Source organism: Methylobacterium sp. D48H (assembly GCF_053345715.1).
The window spans coordinates 87,375-104,100 of sequence record NZ_JBKFAP010000006.1 but is presented as its reverse complement, the minus strand read 5'-3'; the positions used below and the strand labels follow the sequence as shown (position 1 = coordinate 104,100).

At 72.0% G+C, this 16,726-nt stretch carries 19 protein-coding genes; 9 read left to right on the top strand and 10 right to left on the bottom strand.

Annotation, left to right across the window (positions count from 1 at the left end; genetic code table 11):
• The first annotated feature begins 25 nt into the window (after positions 1-25).
• From motA to flhB, 6 genes are all read left to right on the top strand, one after another.
• Positions 26-913 (top strand): flagellar motor stator protein MotA, encoded by an 888-nt coding sequence (motA, locus tag ACLBX8_RS13485; protein WP_427509501.1) that lies wholly within the window; start codon positions 26-28, stop codon positions 911-913.
• Positions 914-915: 2 nt separating this feature from the next.
• Positions 916-1,845 carry a flagellar motor switch protein FliM gene (locus tag ACLBX8_RS13480; protein ID WP_056523274.1) on the top strand — a complete coding sequence of 310 codons (930 nt, stop codon included), beginning with the start codon at positions 916-918 and terminating at the stop codon, positions 1,843-1,845.
• Positions 1,826-2,164: a hypothetical protein gene (locus tag ACLBX8_RS13475; protein ID WP_244491819.1), complete on the top strand. Its 339-nt coding sequence runs from the start codon at positions 1,826-1,828 to the stop codon at positions 2,162-2,164. The genes ACLBX8_RS13480 and ACLBX8_RS13475 overlap by 20 nt, the downstream gene beginning before the upstream one ends.
• Before the next feature lie 96 nt (positions 2,165-2,260).
• On the top strand, positions 2,261-2,653 hold the full coding sequence (gene fliN / locus ACLBX8_RS13470) for a flagellar motor switch protein FliN (RefSeq protein WP_427509502.1): 393 nt from the start codon (positions 2,261-2,263) through the stop codon (positions 2,651-2,653).
• Between the two features lie 14 nt (positions 2,654-2,667).
• Positions 2,668-3,696 carry a flagellar motor switch protein FliG gene (locus ACLBX8_RS13465; RefSeq protein ID WP_082557757.1) on the top strand — a complete coding sequence of 343 codons (1,029 nt, stop codon included), beginning with the start codon at positions 2,668-2,670 and terminating at the stop codon, positions 3,694-3,696.
• 104 nt (positions 3,697-3,800) lie between these two features.
• Entirely contained in the window at positions 3,801-4,862 is a 1,062-nt protein-coding gene (gene flhB / locus ACLBX8_RS13460) for a flagellar biosynthesis protein FlhB (protein WP_447715296.1), read from the top strand.
• A 192-nt stretch (positions 4,863-5,054) separates the two neighbouring features.
• On the opposite strand, the gene ACLBX8_RS13455 is transcribed toward flhB, so the two are convergent.
• Positions 5,055-7,217, bottom strand: coding sequence for a malate synthase G (locus tag ACLBX8_RS13455; RefSeq protein WP_447715295.1), 2,163 nt, complete (start codon positions 7,215-7,217; stop codon positions 5,055-5,057).
• A gap of 144 nt (positions 7,218-7,361) precedes the next feature.
• Here ACLBX8_RS13455 and ACLBX8_RS13450 point away from each other — a divergent pair, with 144 nt between their 5' ends.
• On the top strand, positions 7,362-8,261 hold the full coding sequence (locus tag ACLBX8_RS13450; RefSeq protein WP_020093252.1) for a LysR family transcriptional regulator: 900 nt from the start codon (positions 7,362-7,364) through the stop codon (positions 8,259-8,261).
• A gap of 219 nt (positions 8,262-8,480) precedes the next feature.
• Here ACLBX8_RS13450 and ACLBX8_RS13445 read toward each other — a convergent pair whose 3' ends face one another.
• The 4 genes from ACLBX8_RS13445 to ACLBX8_RS13430 all read right to left on the bottom strand — a co-directional run bounded on the left by ACLBX8_RS13445 (position 8,481) and on the right by ACLBX8_RS13430 (position 10,944).
• Positions 8,481-9,284 (bottom strand): class II aldolase/adducin family protein, encoded by an 804-nt coding sequence (locus ACLBX8_RS13445; RefSeq protein ID WP_091677564.1) that lies wholly within the window; start codon positions 9,282-9,284, stop codon positions 8,481-8,483.
• A gap of 236 nt (positions 9,285-9,520) precedes the next feature.
• Positions 9,521-10,123 carry a nucleoside deaminase gene (locus ACLBX8_RS13440; RefSeq protein ID WP_447715294.1) on the bottom strand — a complete coding sequence of 201 codons (603 nt, stop codon included), beginning with the start codon at positions 10,121-10,123 and terminating at the stop codon, positions 9,521-9,523.
• 91 nt (positions 10,124-10,214) lie between these two features.
• A complete protein-coding gene (locus tag ACLBX8_RS13435; protein ID WP_020093249.1) occupies positions 10,215-10,469 on the bottom strand; it encodes a hypothetical protein in 255 nt (84 codons plus the stop codon).
• A gap of 124 nt (positions 10,470-10,593) precedes the next feature.
• The gene (locus tag ACLBX8_RS13430; RefSeq protein ID WP_447715343.1) at positions 10,594-10,944 is read right to left on the bottom strand and encodes a GCG_CRPN prefix-to-repeats domain-containing protein; all 351 of its coding nucleotides are present in this window, start codon (positions 10,942-10,944) and stop codon (positions 10,594-10,596) included.
• A 233-nt stretch (positions 10,945-11,177) separates the two neighbouring features.
• On the opposite strand from ACLBX8_RS13430, the gene ACLBX8_RS13425 reads away from it, so the two are divergent.
• Positions 11,178-12,383, top strand: a complete 1,206-nt coding sequence (locus ACLBX8_RS13425) for a serine hydrolase domain-containing protein (protein WP_447715293.1) — start codon at positions 11,178-11,180, stop codon at positions 12,381-12,383.
• Between the two features lie 24 nt (positions 12,384-12,407).
• On the opposite strand, the gene ACLBX8_RS13420 is transcribed toward ACLBX8_RS13425, so the two are convergent.
• The 5 genes from ACLBX8_RS13420 to ACLBX8_RS13400 form a co-directional block, all read right to left on the bottom strand.
• The gene (locus ACLBX8_RS13420; protein WP_447715292.1) at positions 12,408-13,691 is read right to left on the bottom strand and encodes an amidase; all 1,284 of its coding nucleotides are present in this window, start codon (positions 13,689-13,691) and stop codon (positions 12,408-12,410) included.
• Between the two features lie 61 nt (positions 13,692-13,752).
• Positions 13,753-14,532 carry an SDR family oxidoreductase gene (locus ACLBX8_RS13415; RefSeq protein WP_020093245.1) on the bottom strand — a complete coding sequence of 260 codons (780 nt, stop codon included), beginning with the start codon at positions 14,530-14,532 and terminating at the stop codon, positions 13,753-13,755.
• A 173-nt stretch (positions 14,533-14,705) separates the two neighbouring features.
• A complete protein-coding gene (locus tag ACLBX8_RS13410; RefSeq protein WP_020093244.1) occupies positions 14,706-14,843 on the bottom strand; it encodes a hypothetical protein in 138 nt (45 codons plus the stop codon).
• A gap of 247 nt (positions 14,844-15,090) precedes the next feature.
• Positions 15,091-15,588 (bottom strand): hypothetical protein, encoded by a 498-nt coding sequence (locus tag ACLBX8_RS13405; RefSeq protein ID WP_056523291.1) that lies wholly within the window; start codon positions 15,586-15,588, stop codon positions 15,091-15,093.
• A complete protein-coding gene (locus ACLBX8_RS13400; RefSeq protein WP_020093242.1) occupies positions 15,585-16,088 on the bottom strand; it encodes a hypothetical protein in 504 nt (167 codons plus the stop codon). Before ACLBX8_RS13400 ends, ACLBX8_RS13405 begins: the two co-directional genes overlap by 4 nt.
• 297 nt (positions 16,089-16,385) lie before the next feature.
• On the opposite strand from ACLBX8_RS13400, the gene ACLBX8_RS13395 reads away from it, so the two are divergent.
• The gene (locus ACLBX8_RS13395) at positions 16,386-16,715 is read left to right on the top strand and encodes a hypothetical protein (RefSeq protein ID WP_020093241.1); all 330 of its coding nucleotides are present in this window, start codon (positions 16,386-16,388) and stop codon (positions 16,713-16,715) included.
• The last annotated feature ends 11 nt before the right edge of the window (positions 16,716-16,726 follow it).

Sequence of the window (16,726 nt, the reverse complement as noted above, 5' to 3'; positions counted from 1 at the left end):
AATCGTTACGACGTCGAGGCGCCGCGTGGGTGTAATCATCGGCTTACTGATCGCCGCGGCCAGCGTGGGCGGCGGCTTCTGGGCCATCGGCGGCCACCTGACCGTGGTGTGGCAGCCCTTCGAGTTCATCATCGTCGGCGGGGCCGCGATCGGCGCCTTCGTCGTCGCCAACCCGGCCGGCGTGGTGCTGGACACCGGCAGCGCGCTGAAGGACGCGGTTCTCGCGCGGGTTCCCAAGCGGGAGGATTACCTGGAGCTTCTCGGCCTGCTCTTCGCGCTGACGCGGGAGGTGCGCTCGAAGCCCCGCAACGAGGTCGAGAACCACCTGGAGCGTCCCGGCGAGTCCGAGATCTTCAAGGCCTATCCGCGGGCCGCACGGGACCCGGCGCTGACCCTGTTCATCTGCGACTACGTCCGCCTCATCATCATCGGCAACGCGCGCCCCTACGACGTCGAGGCGCTGATGGAGGAGGAGATCGCCACGCACCGGCGCGACAAGCTGAAGGTGTACAACGCGCTGATGATCATGGCGGACGGCCTGCCCGCCCTCGGCATCGTCGCGGCGATCCTGGGGATCGTGAAGGCGATGGGCGCGCTCGATCAGTCGCCCGCGCTCCTGGGAAGCCTGATCGGCGCGGCGCTGGTCGGCACGTTCACGGGCATCTTCGTCTCGTACACGGTGGTCGCGCCGATCGCCAACAAGATCAAGGCGACCCGCGAGTCGCAGGCGCGGCTCTACATCATCGTGAAGCAGACCCTGCTGGCCTACATGAACGGGGCCCTGCCGCAGATCGCGGTCGAGTACGGGCGCAAGGCGATCACCTCCGCCAACCGGCCGACCATCGACGAGGTCGAGGACGCGACGATGACGGCCTCGCCCCGCGGCGAGACCGTCCTGCGCGAGGCGGCGTGACGATGGACCGGCAACAAGTCGTCAACGACATCCGGGACCGGCTGCTGGATGCGGCGGGCCTGTCCCTCGAGCGGCTGCCGATGCTGCACGTGATCCTCGACAGGGTCGCGACCTTCTGCGCGGATCAGCTCCGGCATTTCGCCGCCTCCCCGGTCTACTTCTCGCTGAGCAACGTCGAGAGCCAGCGCTTCGGCGACATTCTCGAACCCTACGAGTCGAACGCGATCGCCGGCATCTTCCAGGCGCCGGAATGGGACAGTCACATCCTGGTCGGGTTCGACCGCGACTTCATCTTCACGATGGTCGAGGTCCTGCTCGGATCCGACGGGTCCGAGCCACCCCTCGACGAGGAGCGATCCTTCTCCAACATCGAGATGCGGATCGCCCAGCGCCTGTTCGACCAGATCGGCCGGGCGATGCAGTCCGCCTTCGCGCTGGTGGCGGACACGCCGTTCAAGCTCGAGCGGACCGAGCTGCGGATGGACTTCGCGGTGATCGGCCGCCGCAACAACCAGGCGGTCGCGGCGAAATTCCTGCTCCAGGCGCTCAATCGCGGCGGCGAGATGTTCATCGTCATCCCGCAATCCGTCCTCAACCCGATGCGCCAGAGCCTGGCCCGGATCCTGGTGGGCGAGACCTCGGCCAGGGATTCCCGGTGGACCCGGCAGATCGCCGGCGAGGTGCAGAAGACCCCTGTCACCCTGAAGGCGATCCTGGAGGAGAAGCCTCTCACGCTGAGCGAGATCGCCGGTCTCGCGGTCGGGCAGGTGCTGGAACTGCGGGCCACGCCGCGGAGCCGCGTCAAGCTCGTCGGGAACGACCGCGAGCTGTTCTGGTGCGATGTCGGGCAGGAGGATGGCGCCATCGTCCTGCGCGTGGACCACTTCATCGATCAGGACCAGGAGTTTATCGATGATGTTCTCGCTCGCTGAGGCCCTGTTGTTCGCCGCTCTCGTCGCGACGACCGCCTGCCTCGTTCCGATGTACATGCGGCTGAAGCGGCTGGACCGCTATCACGCGCAGTACCGGGACATGGTCGACTGGAGCGCCTCGGCCCTGGTCGGCGCGAGCAACGCCGTCCAGTCCTTCGCCCAGGACGGCCGCGTCGTCCTCGAGGACCTCGGCCGCGAGATCGAGCTCGCCAAGGCGGCCCTGGCCGAGTTGCGGGCGGAGCGGGACCGGCTGACGGCCCCCGCGCACGCGGCCGCCCCGTCGGAGGCCGCGGTCGGAAGCCGCCTCACGAGCGCCTGACGCCTTCCGTCGGCGGCGCGACACCCGTTGCCCCCCGCGATCGCCGGACCCGGCGATCCCGCGCGGTGGGCCTTTCCCTTCCCCGAGGAGCGCCTGATGTCATCCCCCTCAGAACAACCGAATAGCGAGTCCGGCCAGGGAGGCGGTCACAGCGAGAGCCTGTTCACGCGGATCGAGGCGCAGGCCGAAGGCCAGCGGGTGCATGACGAGCGGCTGGGCAGCGGCCGGAACCTCGACTCGATCCTGCGGATCCCGGTCCTGATGCAGGTGGTCCTCGGCTCCGCGACGATGCCGGTCTCCAACCTGATGAAGCTGGGGCGCGGCGCGATCGTACCCCTGGATCACCGCGTCGGCGAGCCGGTCGACGTCGTGGTCAACGGCCGCGTCATCGCCCGCGGCGAGGTCGTCGTCGTCGAGGACGACAACTCGCGCTTCGGCGTCTCCCTGACCGAGATCGTCGGCCCCGCCGCGGCCGACGCCAACGGCTGACGGGGCGGATCACCATGGCCGCAGGCTCCATGACCAAGGTTGGTCGGAAGGTTCTCACGCCCGCCGAGGAAGTCGCGGCCGTCCTCATCGCGATGAACAAGGGCTCGGCGAGCCGACTGGTCAAGTACTTCGACACCGGTGAGCTGAAGCAGATCACCCGCGCGGTCTCGCAGCTCGGGCCCGTGCCGAGGCCGCAGCTCGAGGTCATCGTCGAGCAACTGGCGGCGTTCTTCGCCGACGGCGCGAACCTGATCGGCACCGCCCGCGAGATGGAGAAGCTGCTCGAGGGCGTGCTTCCCCCCGAGCAGATCGCCGACATCATGGCCGACGTGCTCGGCGGGGGGGAGCGCTCGATCTGGGACCGCATCTCCAACGGGTCCGAGACCGCCCTGGCGGGCTACCTGATCAAGGAGCACCCTCAGACCGCGGCGCTCGTGCTGTCTAAGGTCAAGCCGGCCTGCGCCGCCAAGGTGATGGCGCAATTGCCGGCGCCGCTGCGCAACGGCGTCATGCGGCGGATGCTGACGTTCAAGCCGATCGTCGACGCGACCATGAAGATGATCGAGCAGACCATCCACGAGGATTTCATGATCAACCTGGCGCGCAATGCCGCGGCGGATACCCACTCGCGCATGGCCGACATCGTCAACAAGATGGAGCGCCAGAGCATGGAGGAGGTCCTGGACAACCTCACGCAGACGCGCCCGAAATCGGCCGAGATCCTGAAGAGCCTGCTCTTCACCTTCGACGACATCATCCACATGACGCCGCGGGCGCGGACGACGCTCTTCGATCAAGTCCCGCACGAGAAGGTCATCCTCGCCCTGAAGGGCACGAACGGGCCGTTGCGGAACGTCGTGCTCAGCGCGCTGACCGCCCGCGCCCGGCGCCTCGTCGAGCACGAGCTGGAGGGAGGCGAGCCCGCCGCCCAGCGGGACGTGCTCGACGCGCGCCGCGCGATCACCGACCAGGCGCTCGAGATGGCGTCGCGCGGCGAGATCGAACTCACTCCGGCCGACTCGGATGAGACCTACTTCCGCTAGCACCGTCCCCGGTCGGGGACGGCTCCGGGGCGCCGCTCCGGCGGACGCGTCCCGCCGGGCCGACCGGCGCGGTGCCGTCGGCGGCCCGAGTTCGGGGCACCGCGATGTCTGAGGACAGGGAGAGCAAGACCGAGGCGGCGAGCGAGAAGAAGATCAGCGACGCGATCGCGGAAGGAAACACGCCGTTCTCGCGGGAAGCGCCCGTCTTCGCCTCCATCCTGGGACTGCTGATCTTCCTGGTCTTCGTGGCGCGGGATCAGGGGCTGCCGCTGGTGCAGAGGCTCGCGCTGGTCTTGGAGCAGCCGCGCAACTTCAGCGTGGAGACGAGCCACGACGCGATGCGCCTCATCCACGCCCTCGCCCTGGAGATGGGCCGCTTCCTGCTGCCGGTCCTGGTCATCCTGCTCGTGGCCGGCATCGCCGCCTCGATCTTCCAGAACGCGCCGCGCGTGGTGTTCGATCGGATCCAGCCGAAATGGTCCCGCATCTCCCCCGTCGCCGGCTGGAATCGGCTCTTCAGTCTGCAGGGGTTCGTCGAGTTCGGGAAAAATCTGTTCAAGTTCTTCGCGATCGGCGGCATGTCCTACATGGTCCTGCACGCGGATCGCCACGAGATCGTCAATGTCATGTTCGTGGATCCAGTCGGGTTGCCAGAATTCCTGCTGACCCTCTCGGTGCGCCTCGTCTCGGCCGTGAGCGTCGCGACGATCGCGCTGGTCGCCGGCGACCTGGTCTGGACCCGCGTGCGCTGGCAGCGCGACCTGCGGATGTCGCGGCAGGAGGTGAAGGACGAGTTCAAGCAGCTCGAGGGCGACCCGCTCGTGAAGGCGAAGATGCGCTCGCTGGCGCAGGACCGGCTGCGCAAGCAGATGATGGCGGCGGTGCCCCGCGCCACCATGATCCTGGCGAACCCGACGCACTACGCGATCGCGCTGCGCTACGACCAGAGCGAGAACGACGCCCCGACGGTTCTGGCCAAGGGCGCGGACCTGATCGCCCTCCGCATCCGCGAGATCGCCGAGAAGCACCGGATCGAGGTCGTCGTCGACAAGGCGCTCACCCGGGCGATGTACGACCATGTCGAGGTCAACCAGGCGATCCCGGCGGAATTCTACCGGGCGGTGGCGAACCTGCTGGTCTACGTGATGACGCGCAAGCGCCGCTGACCGGCGCGGCGTGGCCGCGGCGTGGCAGCGGCGTTGACCGGTCGGCCCGTCCCGACCGGCAGAGGCCGCGGACCCTGGCAGATCCGCGGCGCGGCGTTTCAGGCCGCGCAGGCCGTCGGCGGGCCCGGGGCGGTCTTGGGGCAGTCTTGGGGCAGTCTCGGGGCGCTGCGCGTCCGGGATCCGGGAGCGGCCTCAGGCCGCCCGAACGCGGGCGTCCAGCCGCTTCGCCTCCCGGCGGAACCGGTGCAGCACGAACTCGGTGTAGCCGTTCGGCTGGCCGGCGCCCTCGAAGACCAGGGCCGCGGCGGCGCGGAAGGCCGGCCCGTCGAAGCCCGGGGCCATCGGCCGGTAGGCCGGGTCGCCGGCGTTCTGGCGATCGACGACCTCGGCCATGCGCCGCAGGGCCGCGGCGACCTCGTCGCGATCCACGATCCCGTGGCGCAGCCAGTTGGCGATGTGCTGGCTGGAGATCCGCAGGGTGGCGCGGTCCTCCATCAGCCCGACCTCGTGGATGTCCGGCACCTTGGAGCAGCCGACGCCCTGGTCGACCCAGCGGACCACGTAGCCCAGGATCCCCTGGCAATTGTTGTCGAGCTCCTCCCGCACCGCCTCCGGCGCGAACGCGCCCTCGGCGAGGGGCAGGGTCAGCATGGCGGCGCGGGTCGCGGGCGCCCGGCCGGCGAGCGCCGCCTGGCGGGCGCGGACATCCACCTGATGGTAGTGGAGCGCGTGGAGCGTCGCGGCGGTCGGCGACGGCACCCAGGCGGTGTTGGCGCCCGCCTCCGGGTGGGCGCCCTTGGCGTCGAGCATCGCCGCCATCCGGTCGGGGGCGGCCCACATGCCCTTGCCGATCTGCGCGTGGCCGGGCAGACCGCAGGCGAGGCCGGCATCGACGTTGCCGTCCTCGTAGGCCTGGATCCAGGCGGTCGCCTTCATGGCATCCTTGCGGACCACGGGGCCGGCCTCCAGCGAGGTGTGGATCTCGTCGCCGGTCCGGTCGAGGAAGCCGGTGTTGATGAAGAACAGCCGGTCCGACGCCGCGGCGATCGCCGCCTTGAGGTTGAGCGTCGTGCGCCGCTCCTCGTCCATGACGCCGATCTTGAGCGTCCGCGGCGCGAGGCCGACCAGCGCCTCGACCCGCCCGAACAGCGCCACCGCGAAGGCGACCTCGTCGGGACCGTGCAGCTTGGGCTTGACCATGTAGACCGAGCCGGTCCGGCTGTTGCGGAGCGGACCGGTGCCCTTCAGGTCGTGCAGGGCGATCAGCGCGGTGACGGCCGCGTCGAGGAACGTCTCCGGGATCTCGGCGCCGTCGAGGGTCACGGCGTCGGTGTACATGTGGTGGCCGACATGCCGGACCAGCATCAGCGACCGGCCCGGCAGGGTCAGGCGCCCGCCGTCGGGGGCCGTGAAGGTCCGGTCCTCGGCGAGCCGCCGCTCGACCGTGCGGCCGCCCTTGGACAGGGTGGCGGTCAGATCACCGCGCATCAGGCCGAGCCAGCTCCGGTAGACCGCGACCTTGTCGGCCGAGTCCACGGCCGCCACCGAATCCTCCATGTCCATGATGGTCGAGAGGGCGGCCTCCAGCACCACGTCGGCGATGCCGGCCGGGTCGGTGCGGCCGATCGGGCTCGCGCGGTCGATGACGACCTCGATGTGCAGGCCGTTGTGGCGCAGCAGGAGCGCGGTCGGCGCCGCGGCGTCGCCGGTGTAGCCCGCGAAGGCGGACGATCCGGTCAGGCCGGCGCTGCGGCCGGCGCCGAGATCGGCGGCGAGGCGGCCGTCCGTCACCGAGAAGCCCACGGCATCCGCCCAGGAGCCGACGCTGAGCGGCGCGGTCGCGTCGAGGAACGCCTTGGTCCTGGCCACCACCGCGGCGCCGCGGGCCGGGTTGAACCCGGCGCCGGGCGCGAGCTCGCCGTCCTGCGGGATCGCGTCGGTGCCGTAGAGGGCGTCGTAGAGGCTGCCCCAGCGGGCATTGGCGGCGTTCAGCGCGTAGCGGGCGTTGGAGATCGGCACCACGAGCTGCGGCCCGGCGATGGCGGCGATCTCCGCGTCCACGTTCTCGGTGGTCACCCGCACGGTCTCGGGCTCCGGCTGCAGGTAGCCGATCCGCGTCAGGTAGGCCGCGTAGGCCGCCGGGTCGTGCGGCGCTCCGCGATGGTCGCGGTGCCAGGAATCGATGTCGGCCTGGAGGCCGTCGCGCCGGTCGAGCAGCGTCCGGTTGTGCGGTGCGAGATCGCGGACGATCGCGGCGAAGCCCGACCAGAACCGGTCGGCCGAGAGACCGGTCCCGGGCAGCGCTTCCTCGGAGACGAAGGTGCGGAGATCCTCGGCGACGACGAGCTTCGACATGGCGATCCTCGGGGATGCGTGGCGACGCGCGTCAGAAAAAAAATCGAACGCGCCGTGAAAAATTTTTGACGTCTCCTCGATAGATCGCTTGGCATCCGCGAGAAAGGCGGCAAAAGGGATTTGATTTTTTCCGCAGCGTTGACAATGCACGACCAGAGCGACTTGGAGATCTTCGCCCGGGTGGTCCGCACCGGCAGCCTCACCCAGGCCGGGTCGGAGCTCGGCCTGTCGGTCGCGGTGGTGTCGAAGCGGCTGAAAAGGCTGGAGGAACGGCTCGCCGTGCGCCTGCTGCATCGCACCACGCGGCGGGTGGCGCCCACGGATGTCGGCGCGGCCTTCTTCGAGCGGATCGCGCCGATCGTCGACGCCATCGCGGAGGCCGAGAGCCTCGTGTCGCAGACGGCGACGCGGGCGCGGGGGACGCTCCGGGTCACGGCGCCGAGCTCCTTCGGGCGCCTGCACATCGTCCCGCACCTGCGGGCCTTCTTCGCCCTCCATCCCGGCATCGTGCTCAACTTGGAGCTGAGCGACGATTTCGAGTCGATCGTCGAGCGCGGCTACGACCTCGCGATCCGGGTCGGCGCGCTGGAGAGTTCCGGGCTGACGGCGGTGCGCCTCGCGCCAGTGCAGCGGGTCCTCTGCGCGCGGCCGAGCTACCTCGACGCGGCCGGGCGGCCGCAGAGCCTCGACGACCTGCGCGGCCATGTCTGCCTCGCCACCGAGAACCAGAATCCCTGGCGGCTGGTCGGGCCGGAGGGCCCCTGCACGGTCGGCGCCTCGGGGCCGCTGCGCACCCATTCCAACGAGGTGGTGCGCGAGGCCGTGATCGGCGGCCTCGGGATCGCGCTGCGCTCCACCTGGGACGTGCACGCGGAGCTGCGCGACGGCCTGCTGGAGGTGGTGCTGCCGGCCTACGCGGCGGCGGCCTCGGCCGGCATCTTCGCGGTCTACCCGAGCCGGGCCTTCGTGCCGGCCAAGACCCGGGCCTTCATCGCGTTCCTCAAGCAGACCTACCGGTCGAGCGGGGCCTGGGCAGACGGGTGAGGTGCGTGCTGCGGCGTCTCGCTCCTGCTGAGCGGGAGGCGCCCGCTCGACGTCTCACGCCGTCGCCGATCGCGGCACCGCCGTCGTTGCGGGTGGAGCGAAGCAGTCCGGTCGGCGTGACGAGGTCGGACGTCGCGCTGCCCTGGGTCGCTTCGCCGCGTTCGCGATGACGGAGAGCGGCGCATCGACCGAACGGCTCAGCCGGCGGCCGTGCCGCCCTCAGCCGTTCGCGAAGAAATCCGGATCCGTCCGCGCCAGCATCCGCTTGAACGCCGCCCACTCGTTGTCGGGCGCCCCCTGGACCACGACGCGGTCGTAGCCGGCGGCGTACTGCCCGGCGGTCTTGGTGGCGATGGCGGAGGAGGGCCGGATCACCGGCGCGCCCGCCGCCTGGATCGCCAGCTGCGCCCGGCACGAGCGCTCCATGTTGTGCATCAGCCGGAACGCCTCGCCGACCGTGCGGCCGCAGGTCAGCAGGCCGTGATTGCGCAGCACCATCACGGGCTTGTCGCCGAGATCGGCCACCAGCCGCTCCCGCTCGTCGAGGTCGAGGGCGATGCCCTCGTAGGCGTGGTAGGCGACGCGCCCCGTGAACTGCATCGACCACTGGTTCAGGGGCAGGAGCCCCTCCTCCTGGCAGGAGACCGCCACGCCCGCGACCGTGTGGGTGTGCAGCACGCAGATCGCGTCGTGGCGCGCGGCGTGGATGGCGCTGTGGATCGTGAACCCGGCCGGGTTGATGCCGAGCCCCATCGGATCCTCGAGCACTTTCCCGTCGATGTCGACGGTGACGAGGTTCTCCGGCGACACCTCCTCGAAGCGCATCCCGTAGGGGTTGATCAGGAACCGGTGCCCGGCGCCCGGCAGCCGCGCCGAGATGTGGGTGTAGATGCTGTCGTCGAGGCCCAGCCGATGGATCAGCCGGTAGGCGGCCGCGAGGTCGACGCGCATCGCGCGGATCGCGGCGCGATCGGCGGGGTCCGTATCCCGGTCCGCGACGGTCGACGGTGTGGCTGCGCTCATGCGACGGCTCCCTGCCGGTCGGCCCTGTCGGCCCTCCGGGATCGCCGCCCGGCGCAGGCGGTCCCGCGATCCCCGGGCGCCCGAGGCGGGGGCTCGGGGCGAGGTCCGGGAATCGTCGGCAGGGTGCACCAGGGCGGGCGGCCCGGCAATGCGGCGGGACCTCCGGGGGAGCGACGGCCGCGTCCCACCGGATTGCCGGGCCGCGCGGGCGGTCGCCCGAGCCGTCTTCCAGTCCCTTACTTGGACGGGCGGTCGCCGGGCGGAAAGAGCGCGAGCGCCTCCTCCGCCAGGACACCGCCCGTGATCGCGATCGGGCGGAACGCCGACCGGTCCGCGACCTCCGTGCAGCTGATCATGATCTGGTCGATCTTCGTGGCGAGCTGCTGCAGCGAGGCGGCGAAGACGACGCGCGAGATCCCGCACCAGACGATCGCGCCCATGCACATCGCGCAGGGTTCGCCGGACGTGTAGAGGGTCGTCCCCCGCAGCGCCTCCGGCCCGTGCTCCGCGAGGAAGCGGCGGATCGCCACCATCTCGCCGTGCGCCGTGGGATCGCGCTGCTGCTTCCCGAGATTCAGGCCCCGGGCGCGGATCTCGCCCTCCGCGACGATGACGGCGCCGAACGGGAAGTCGGCGCGGCGCGCCTCGGCGATGGCCGCCCGCATGAAGGTCTCGTCCGCGGCCGTGGCCGGCGCGGCGGTGGTCGCCGACGCGGGGCGCGCGCCCGTCGACAGCGCCACGCCGAGCGCCGCGGCCCCGAGGAACGCGCGCCGGCCCGCATCGGGCGCGACGGGCGGTGCGTGGCCGTGCGGCCCGGTGCCGCGGAGCTTGCTCGTCATGATCGGTTCCGCTGAGCTGTCTCGAGGGGCCGTCCCGGCGGCCGCGACCGCGGCCCGGGGCCGTCCTGGAAGCGCTGCCTGGAAGCGCTGCCTAGAAGCGCTGCTCCGTGCGGCCGGGGTTGGGGCCGCGGCCGTGATAGGACGCCATGCACAGGTGCCAGATCTGCGAACCGAGGTCGTAGAGGCTGAGGTTGTTCGGGTTGGGGTAGCTGAAGATCTGGGCCCGCGCCTGCTCGCGGCAGGCGGCGTCCTGCGGGCTCTGGATGGGTGGCTCCGGCACGGATTGCGCCGCCGCCCCCGTGGTCAGGGCAATCGCGGTCGCGAAGGCAATCAGCGGGAGGCGCATCGTCACAGGTCTCCGAATACGGCGCCGCGGTGGCCGCTGTCCGGCCGGCCGCGGATCTGGGAAGCGGTATGTGGGGCCGGCGGCGCTCCGGGCGAGACCGTCCGGAGCGCCGCCGGCGCGTTCGTCAGCGGCGACGCCAGTGGTAGCTGCGATGCCAATGATAGTTGCGGTGCCAGCGATAGTTGCGATGCCAGCGGTAATTGCGGTGCCAGCGATAGTTGTAGGTCCGGTAGAAGCGCCGGCCTCCGTAGTAGCGGGCTCCGTAGAAGGCCGGGCCCGGGCCGTAGAACCGGCGGGCGTTCGGGACGCACCGGCCCCACGGGTTGAGGTGGAATCCGGGCCCGCACCAGTAGCCGACCCGGGTCAGCCCGCTCGCGTCGCCGGCCAGCGGAGCCGGTGAGAGCGGGGCCGCCGACGCCGGGCCCGTCAGGCCCAGGCCGCTCAACACAAGGGCCACGAGCCCCATCATCCGCATGAAATGCACGGCGTGATCCTCCCGCGACCGGCGCGCTGTCCGCGTCCGGATCGTGCATCATGCTGCTTGCGAGCCAAGATTAATGTCAATGGCCCGCATTCAGTCAATACCTGTATCAACTACGCATCATCATTTATGAGCCGCGCGATTTCCGTTCTGTATTCAGTGTTTGTCAATGCATCCGTTCCAATCTGACGCACCCGGCGCGCCGGTGACGGATCGGGAGGAGGACCATGAACAGCGCGGATCGTCGGGCCGGCGGACGGTCTCGACCCATCGTGACGGCCGGCCTCGCCGCCCTCGTCCTCGCGCTCGCCGCCGGTCCCGGCGGCGCGCAGGACGGCTTCGGTGAGGGGGCCGGGCGCCCGGCTGACCTCGCGGCCGGCGCGGAGGTGGACGCGCTGCGGCCGGTCGTCGAGCGCTTGGCCGGCGCCTGGGTCGCGCGCGGGGCGATCCCGGGCCTGATCGTGGGCGTGAGCCACCGGGGGCGGCGCAGCTATTTCGGGTTCAACGGGGCCGGCGGCGCGCCCTACCGGTCCGACACGATCGTGGAGATCGGCTCGATCACCAAGGTGTTCACGACCGCACTGTTCGCCGAGGCCGTCGATGCGGGCCGCCTGCGTCCCGACACGCCGCTGCAGGAGCTGTTGCCGAACCTGCGGCTCCGGCCCTGCACGGCCCAGATCACGCCGCTGCAGCTCGCCGACTTCACCTCGGGGATGCCGACGCTGCCGGGCGACCTGCCGCGTGCCCTGGCGGAGCGCAGCGTCCGGACCTACCCGCCGGAGGCGTTCCTGGCCTGGGTGTCGCGCTGGAGCCCGGAGGGATCCGAGGCGGGCGGCTGCGCCCTGCCCGCCCCCTACCGGTACTCGAATGCCGGCATCGGCCTGCTCGGCTACGTTCTCTCCGAACGTCTCGGCGCGCCGTGGGAGAGCCTCGTGCACGAGCGGATCACCGGGCCGCTCGGGATGACCAGCACGGCGGTCACCGTGAAGCCGGCCGACCGCGCGCGTCTCGCGCAGGGCTACGGGATGGAGGGCCAGCCGGTCATGCCCTGGCCGGTCTTCGCGTGGTACGCCGCGGGAGCGCTCCGCTCGACCGCCACCGACATGCTCGCCTTCGGCGAGGCGGCGCTCGGGCACGAGGCGGTGAACGGCGCGCCCGTGCCGCCAGCGCTCACCCGGGCGCTGCGCGAGGCGATGACGCCGCTCTACCAGCCGGAGGGACAGACCTTCCGGCAGGGCATGGCCTGGATCGAGGAGATCGGCGACCCGGACGCGGGCCAGCGGCCGGTCTTCCTGAAGGTCGGGGGGACCGACGGCTTCAACAGCGTGGTCGTCGTCAATCCGGGCAAGGATCTCGTCGTCTTCGTGGCCGGCGGCCAGCCGAAGATCGGCGCGGAGCGCCTCGGCGTGGCGCTGTCCCGCCAGATCCGCTGAGCGGGCCCGGGCCGCGCGGGGCGCTCACCCCGCCAGCGCGGCCTCGATCCCGGCCCCGATCGCCAGGAGCCGGCGGTCCTGTCCGTGCCGGGCCAGCAGCATCAGGCCCGCCGGCCGGGGCAGGCCCGGCATCGGCAGGGACAGGCCGGTGAGATCGAAGAAGTTGCCGAAGGCGGTGTTGCGCAGCATCAGGCGATTGGCCGCCAGGAAGGCCGCGTCGTCCGCCGCCAGCGGGGCGGTGAGCGGCGCCGTCGCGGCGGTCGCCGGGAGCGCCAGCACGTCGAGCGGGGCGAGGTGCCGGTCGAAGGCGGCGATCAGCGCGGCCCGCCGGCGCATCGTCCGGATGTAGCCTGCGGCCGTCGCATTCCGGCCGGCCACGATGCGGCGATGCACCCGCGGGTCGTAGCGGCCGGCCGCGCTGTCCAGCCAGTCAGCGTGGATCGCCGCGGCCTCGATCGCCGCGAGGGAGCCGTCCGGGAGCGCCGCGTCCATGGCGGCGAGGTGGTCGTCGATCGGGTGATCGGCGATCCGGGCGCCGGCCCGGGACAGGCGGGACAGCACCCGCTCGAAGGCCTCGGCGACCGGCGCCTCCGTCTCGGTGAACAGCAGGCCCCGCGGCACGCCGATGCGCAGGCCGGCGACGGCGAGCGCCTCCAGCGGCGCGGGCTCCTCGCCCGCCATCACGGCGTCGGCGGCCGCGCAATCCGCGACCGTCCGGGCGAGCGGCCCCAGGGAATCGAGGGCGTAGGACAGCGGGAACGCCCCCTCCAGCGGCACGCGGCTTGCGGTCGGCTTGAAGCCGACGACGCCGTTCAGCGAGGCCGGGATCCGGACGGAGCCGCCCGTGTCGGACCCGATCGCGATGTCGCTCGTCCCCTGCCCCACCGAGACCCCGGCGCCGGAGGACGAGCCCCCCGGGATGCGCGCCGGATCGGCGGCGTTGCCGGGGGTGCCGTAATGCGGGTTGAGGCCGAGCCCCGAGAAGGCGAACTCGGACATGTTGGTCTTGCCCAGGATCACCGCGCCGGCGCGGCGCAGGCGGGCGACCACCGGGGCGTCGGACCGCGCCGGCGCCGCGTCGGCCAAGAGGACCGAGCCGGCGCGCGTCGTCTCGCCCGCCACGTCGAACAGGTCCTTGATCGAGACCATCGCGCCGTCGAGGGGGCCGAGGGAGATCCCGTCCTGGCGGCGCGCATCGGCGGCGTCCGCCGCCGCGCGGGCCTGCTCCGGGTAGAGGCGGGTGAAGACCGCCGGGTCCCCCGCGGCGATCCGGGCCAGCCGGGCCTCGAGGGTCTCGCGTACGCTCATGGTCCTCACCGCATGATCTGATCCGGCCCTGCAAGCGGAGGGCCGGTCGGGCCGGTCCGCGTCAGAACGTGCCGGGATAGGCGCCGCCATCCATCAGCAGGTTCTGCCCGGTGATGAAGCCCGCCTGCTGGCTGCACAGGAACGCGCAGGCGGCGCCGAACTCGTCGGGGTGGCCGAAGCGGCCGGCGGGGTTGTCGCGGGCCCGCGCCTCCAGGAACGCCTCCACGGAGGTGCCGGCCTTGGCGGCCCCCGCGGCGGCGTTGCCGCGGATCCGGTCGGTGTCGAAGGGGCCAGGCAGCAGGTTGTTGATCGTCACGCCGTGCCGCACGGTCTTGCGCGCCAGGCCGGCCACGAAGCCCGTCAGCCCCGAGCGGGCGCCGTTCGACAGGCCGAGATGCTCGATCGGCGCCTTCACGGCGCCGGAGGTGATGTTGACGATCCGGCCGAACCCGCGGTCGATCATCCCGTCGACCGTCGCCTTGATGAGCGCGATCGGCGCCAGCATGTTGGCGTCGAGCGCCCGGATCCAGGCGTCGCGGTCCCACTCGCGGAAATCGCCGGGGGGCGGGCCGCCGGCATTGTTGACCAGGATGTCGGGCTCGGGGCAGGCGGCGAGCGCGGCCGCCCGGCCGGCCTCGGTGGCGATGTCGCCCGCGACGGCGGTGACGGTGACGCCCGTCGCGGCGCGGATCTCGTCCGCGGTCCGCTCCAGCGTCTCCGCGGTGCGGGCCGTGATCGTCACCGCGACGCCCTCCCGGGCGAGCGCCAGGGCGCAGCCCTTGCCCAGTCCCTTGCTCGCCGCGCAGACGAGCGCCCGGCGTCCGCTCAAGCCGAGATCCATGGGAAGCCTCCGTGAGCCGGCCCTCGCCGCGAGGGCGTCCGGCGCGTCATAGCGCGCCGGGTGCCGTCCCCGGAAGCGGCCCGGGACGGGGCGCGGGGCCTCTCGGGGTCTCTCCGCCTCCGGAGGGCCGGTTCGGCGGCGGGCGCCTCACGGCCGGAACCGGGATCCGGCGCTCACCACGTGCGCAGGTCGCGGGCGCCGGGCACGTCCGGACGCTCCTCCCGCTCCGGAGCGACGAAGCCCGCCCACAGCAGGGCCACCGCCCCGGTGAGGAGCGGAAGGGACGTGCTGAGGACGAGGCTGAGGGTCACGGCGATCCTGCCAGGCGGACGGTGTCGAGGCGACGAGATCAGAATTCCATATCCTGAGAATTGTTTTCGACGACTTAAGGCGAGTGCTCGTAATTGCGGGACCCCGGAGGAGATCTGCGCGGCCGGCCCGCGTCGCGGCGGCCATCGCGCGTCATGGTGGCGTCGGACGCTCGGCCGAGGCCGACGCATCGCGGGTCCGCGCGATCCCGGCCGGATGTCCGGGCGACCGGGGCCGGCGCGCGCCGGCTCAGGGCTGATCCGCCGCTCCGGACAGGGCGCCGAACTCGTTGACCATGCACTCGTGCATCCGGCGCAGCCACGCCCGCGCCTCGGCCCGCTGGGCCTCCGCCCGTTCGGCCCGCTCGTCCGACGCACGGGCCTGCGCCTCGGCCCGCTCGGCCCGGGCGAGCGCCGCCTGCAGGAGCGCCTCGGCGTGGCGGGCCCGCTCCTCGGCCGCGCGGAGCGCCGTCTCGGCCGCCCGCACGGAACTCTGAGCCTCCCGGACGGAGTCGCGGGCGCTCGCCTGCAGGGCGCGGACCCGCGCCGCGGCGCCGCGCACGGCGGTCAGGGAGGTCGACCAGTCATCCTCGGCCGCCGGGGAGGCGGGCGCGGGGGATGCGGCCGCGGCGCCGGAGAACAGCGCCACGACCCGGTCGATCGGGTCGGCGTGGCCGTCGCGCGGCAGGGCCGGGTCGGACAGGGGATGGGGCGCCGTCGGCTCGGCCCACGCGCGGGCGGCGCTCATGCCGCAGCCTGCTCGGTGAGGTCCGAGAACTCGGACAGGATCGCCTGTTGGACACGGTCCAGCCAGTCCTCGGCCTGCCGGGCCCGATCCTCGGCGGCGCGGGCGCGGGCCTCCGCCGCCTTGGCGCGCTCCTCGGCGGCGACGACCTGCGCCTCGGCGCGCAGCTGGGCCTCGCGCGCCTGCATCTCGGCCATCCGGGCGCGCTCGTTGGAGGCGTGGACCTCCTCGCGGACCTGATCCAGCACCTGCTCGATCCGCGCCTCCCGCTCGCGCGCCTGGGCCTCGATCACGCGCGCTTGGCGGGCGGCGGTCTGCACCCGGTGGATCAGCGCGTCCCAGTCCCGCGGCGCGGCCGGCGGTGTCGGGGACTCGGCCCGCGCGTGCAGCGACGCGACGGCGCGCAGGACGTTGCCGAGGTCGGGTTCGGACGCGGCGCCGCGCTTGGCCTTGTCTGCGGGCCGGAACCGAGGATCGCTCAGAAGCCTCTGCAGCTCGCTCACGGATCCCCTGCTCCCTGTGTACGCGATTCTGATCCGACTAAGCTGTTTAGAATGGTTAACGAAGGATTAAACGACGGGCGATCGGGTATTGGACAATTAATGACGGCGGCCGATCCCCGCGCGGCGGCCACGGCCGGGCGGGCCTCGCGCCGGGCCCCGGATCGCCGGATCGAAGCCGGCGGCAGGATTGCCGGTGCGCTCGCCGGATGTGCTGTTTGATACGGAATTCGCGCCCGGAATGACCGCGTATTCAGCTCATCGGTACGGGCTGAAATGGTTGTTCTGCAGGAGATCGCGATGGCCGGGAACCGCATGGAAGAGGCCTGGAGGCCGGCCTTCAAGACCGGACAGATCTTCTTCGGGCACCCGCAGGAATGCTGTGACTGCCTGATCTGGGAGCTCAGGACATCCGGGGCGCGGATCGAGGTCCAGCCGGAGGCGGTGCCACCGCAGGCCGTCCGGCTCGTCTCGATCGCCCTGCTGCTGAACCAGGCCTGCGAGGTCGTCGCGCGCGAGGGCCGGACGATCGAGCTGAGGTTCTCCCCCCGTCCGGAGCCCGCGGGCGGTGCGCCCGACGCGACGCGGCCCGTGCTCGGCCGCACGCTGTTCCCGCCGCACCGGCCATAAGTCTCCCGCAT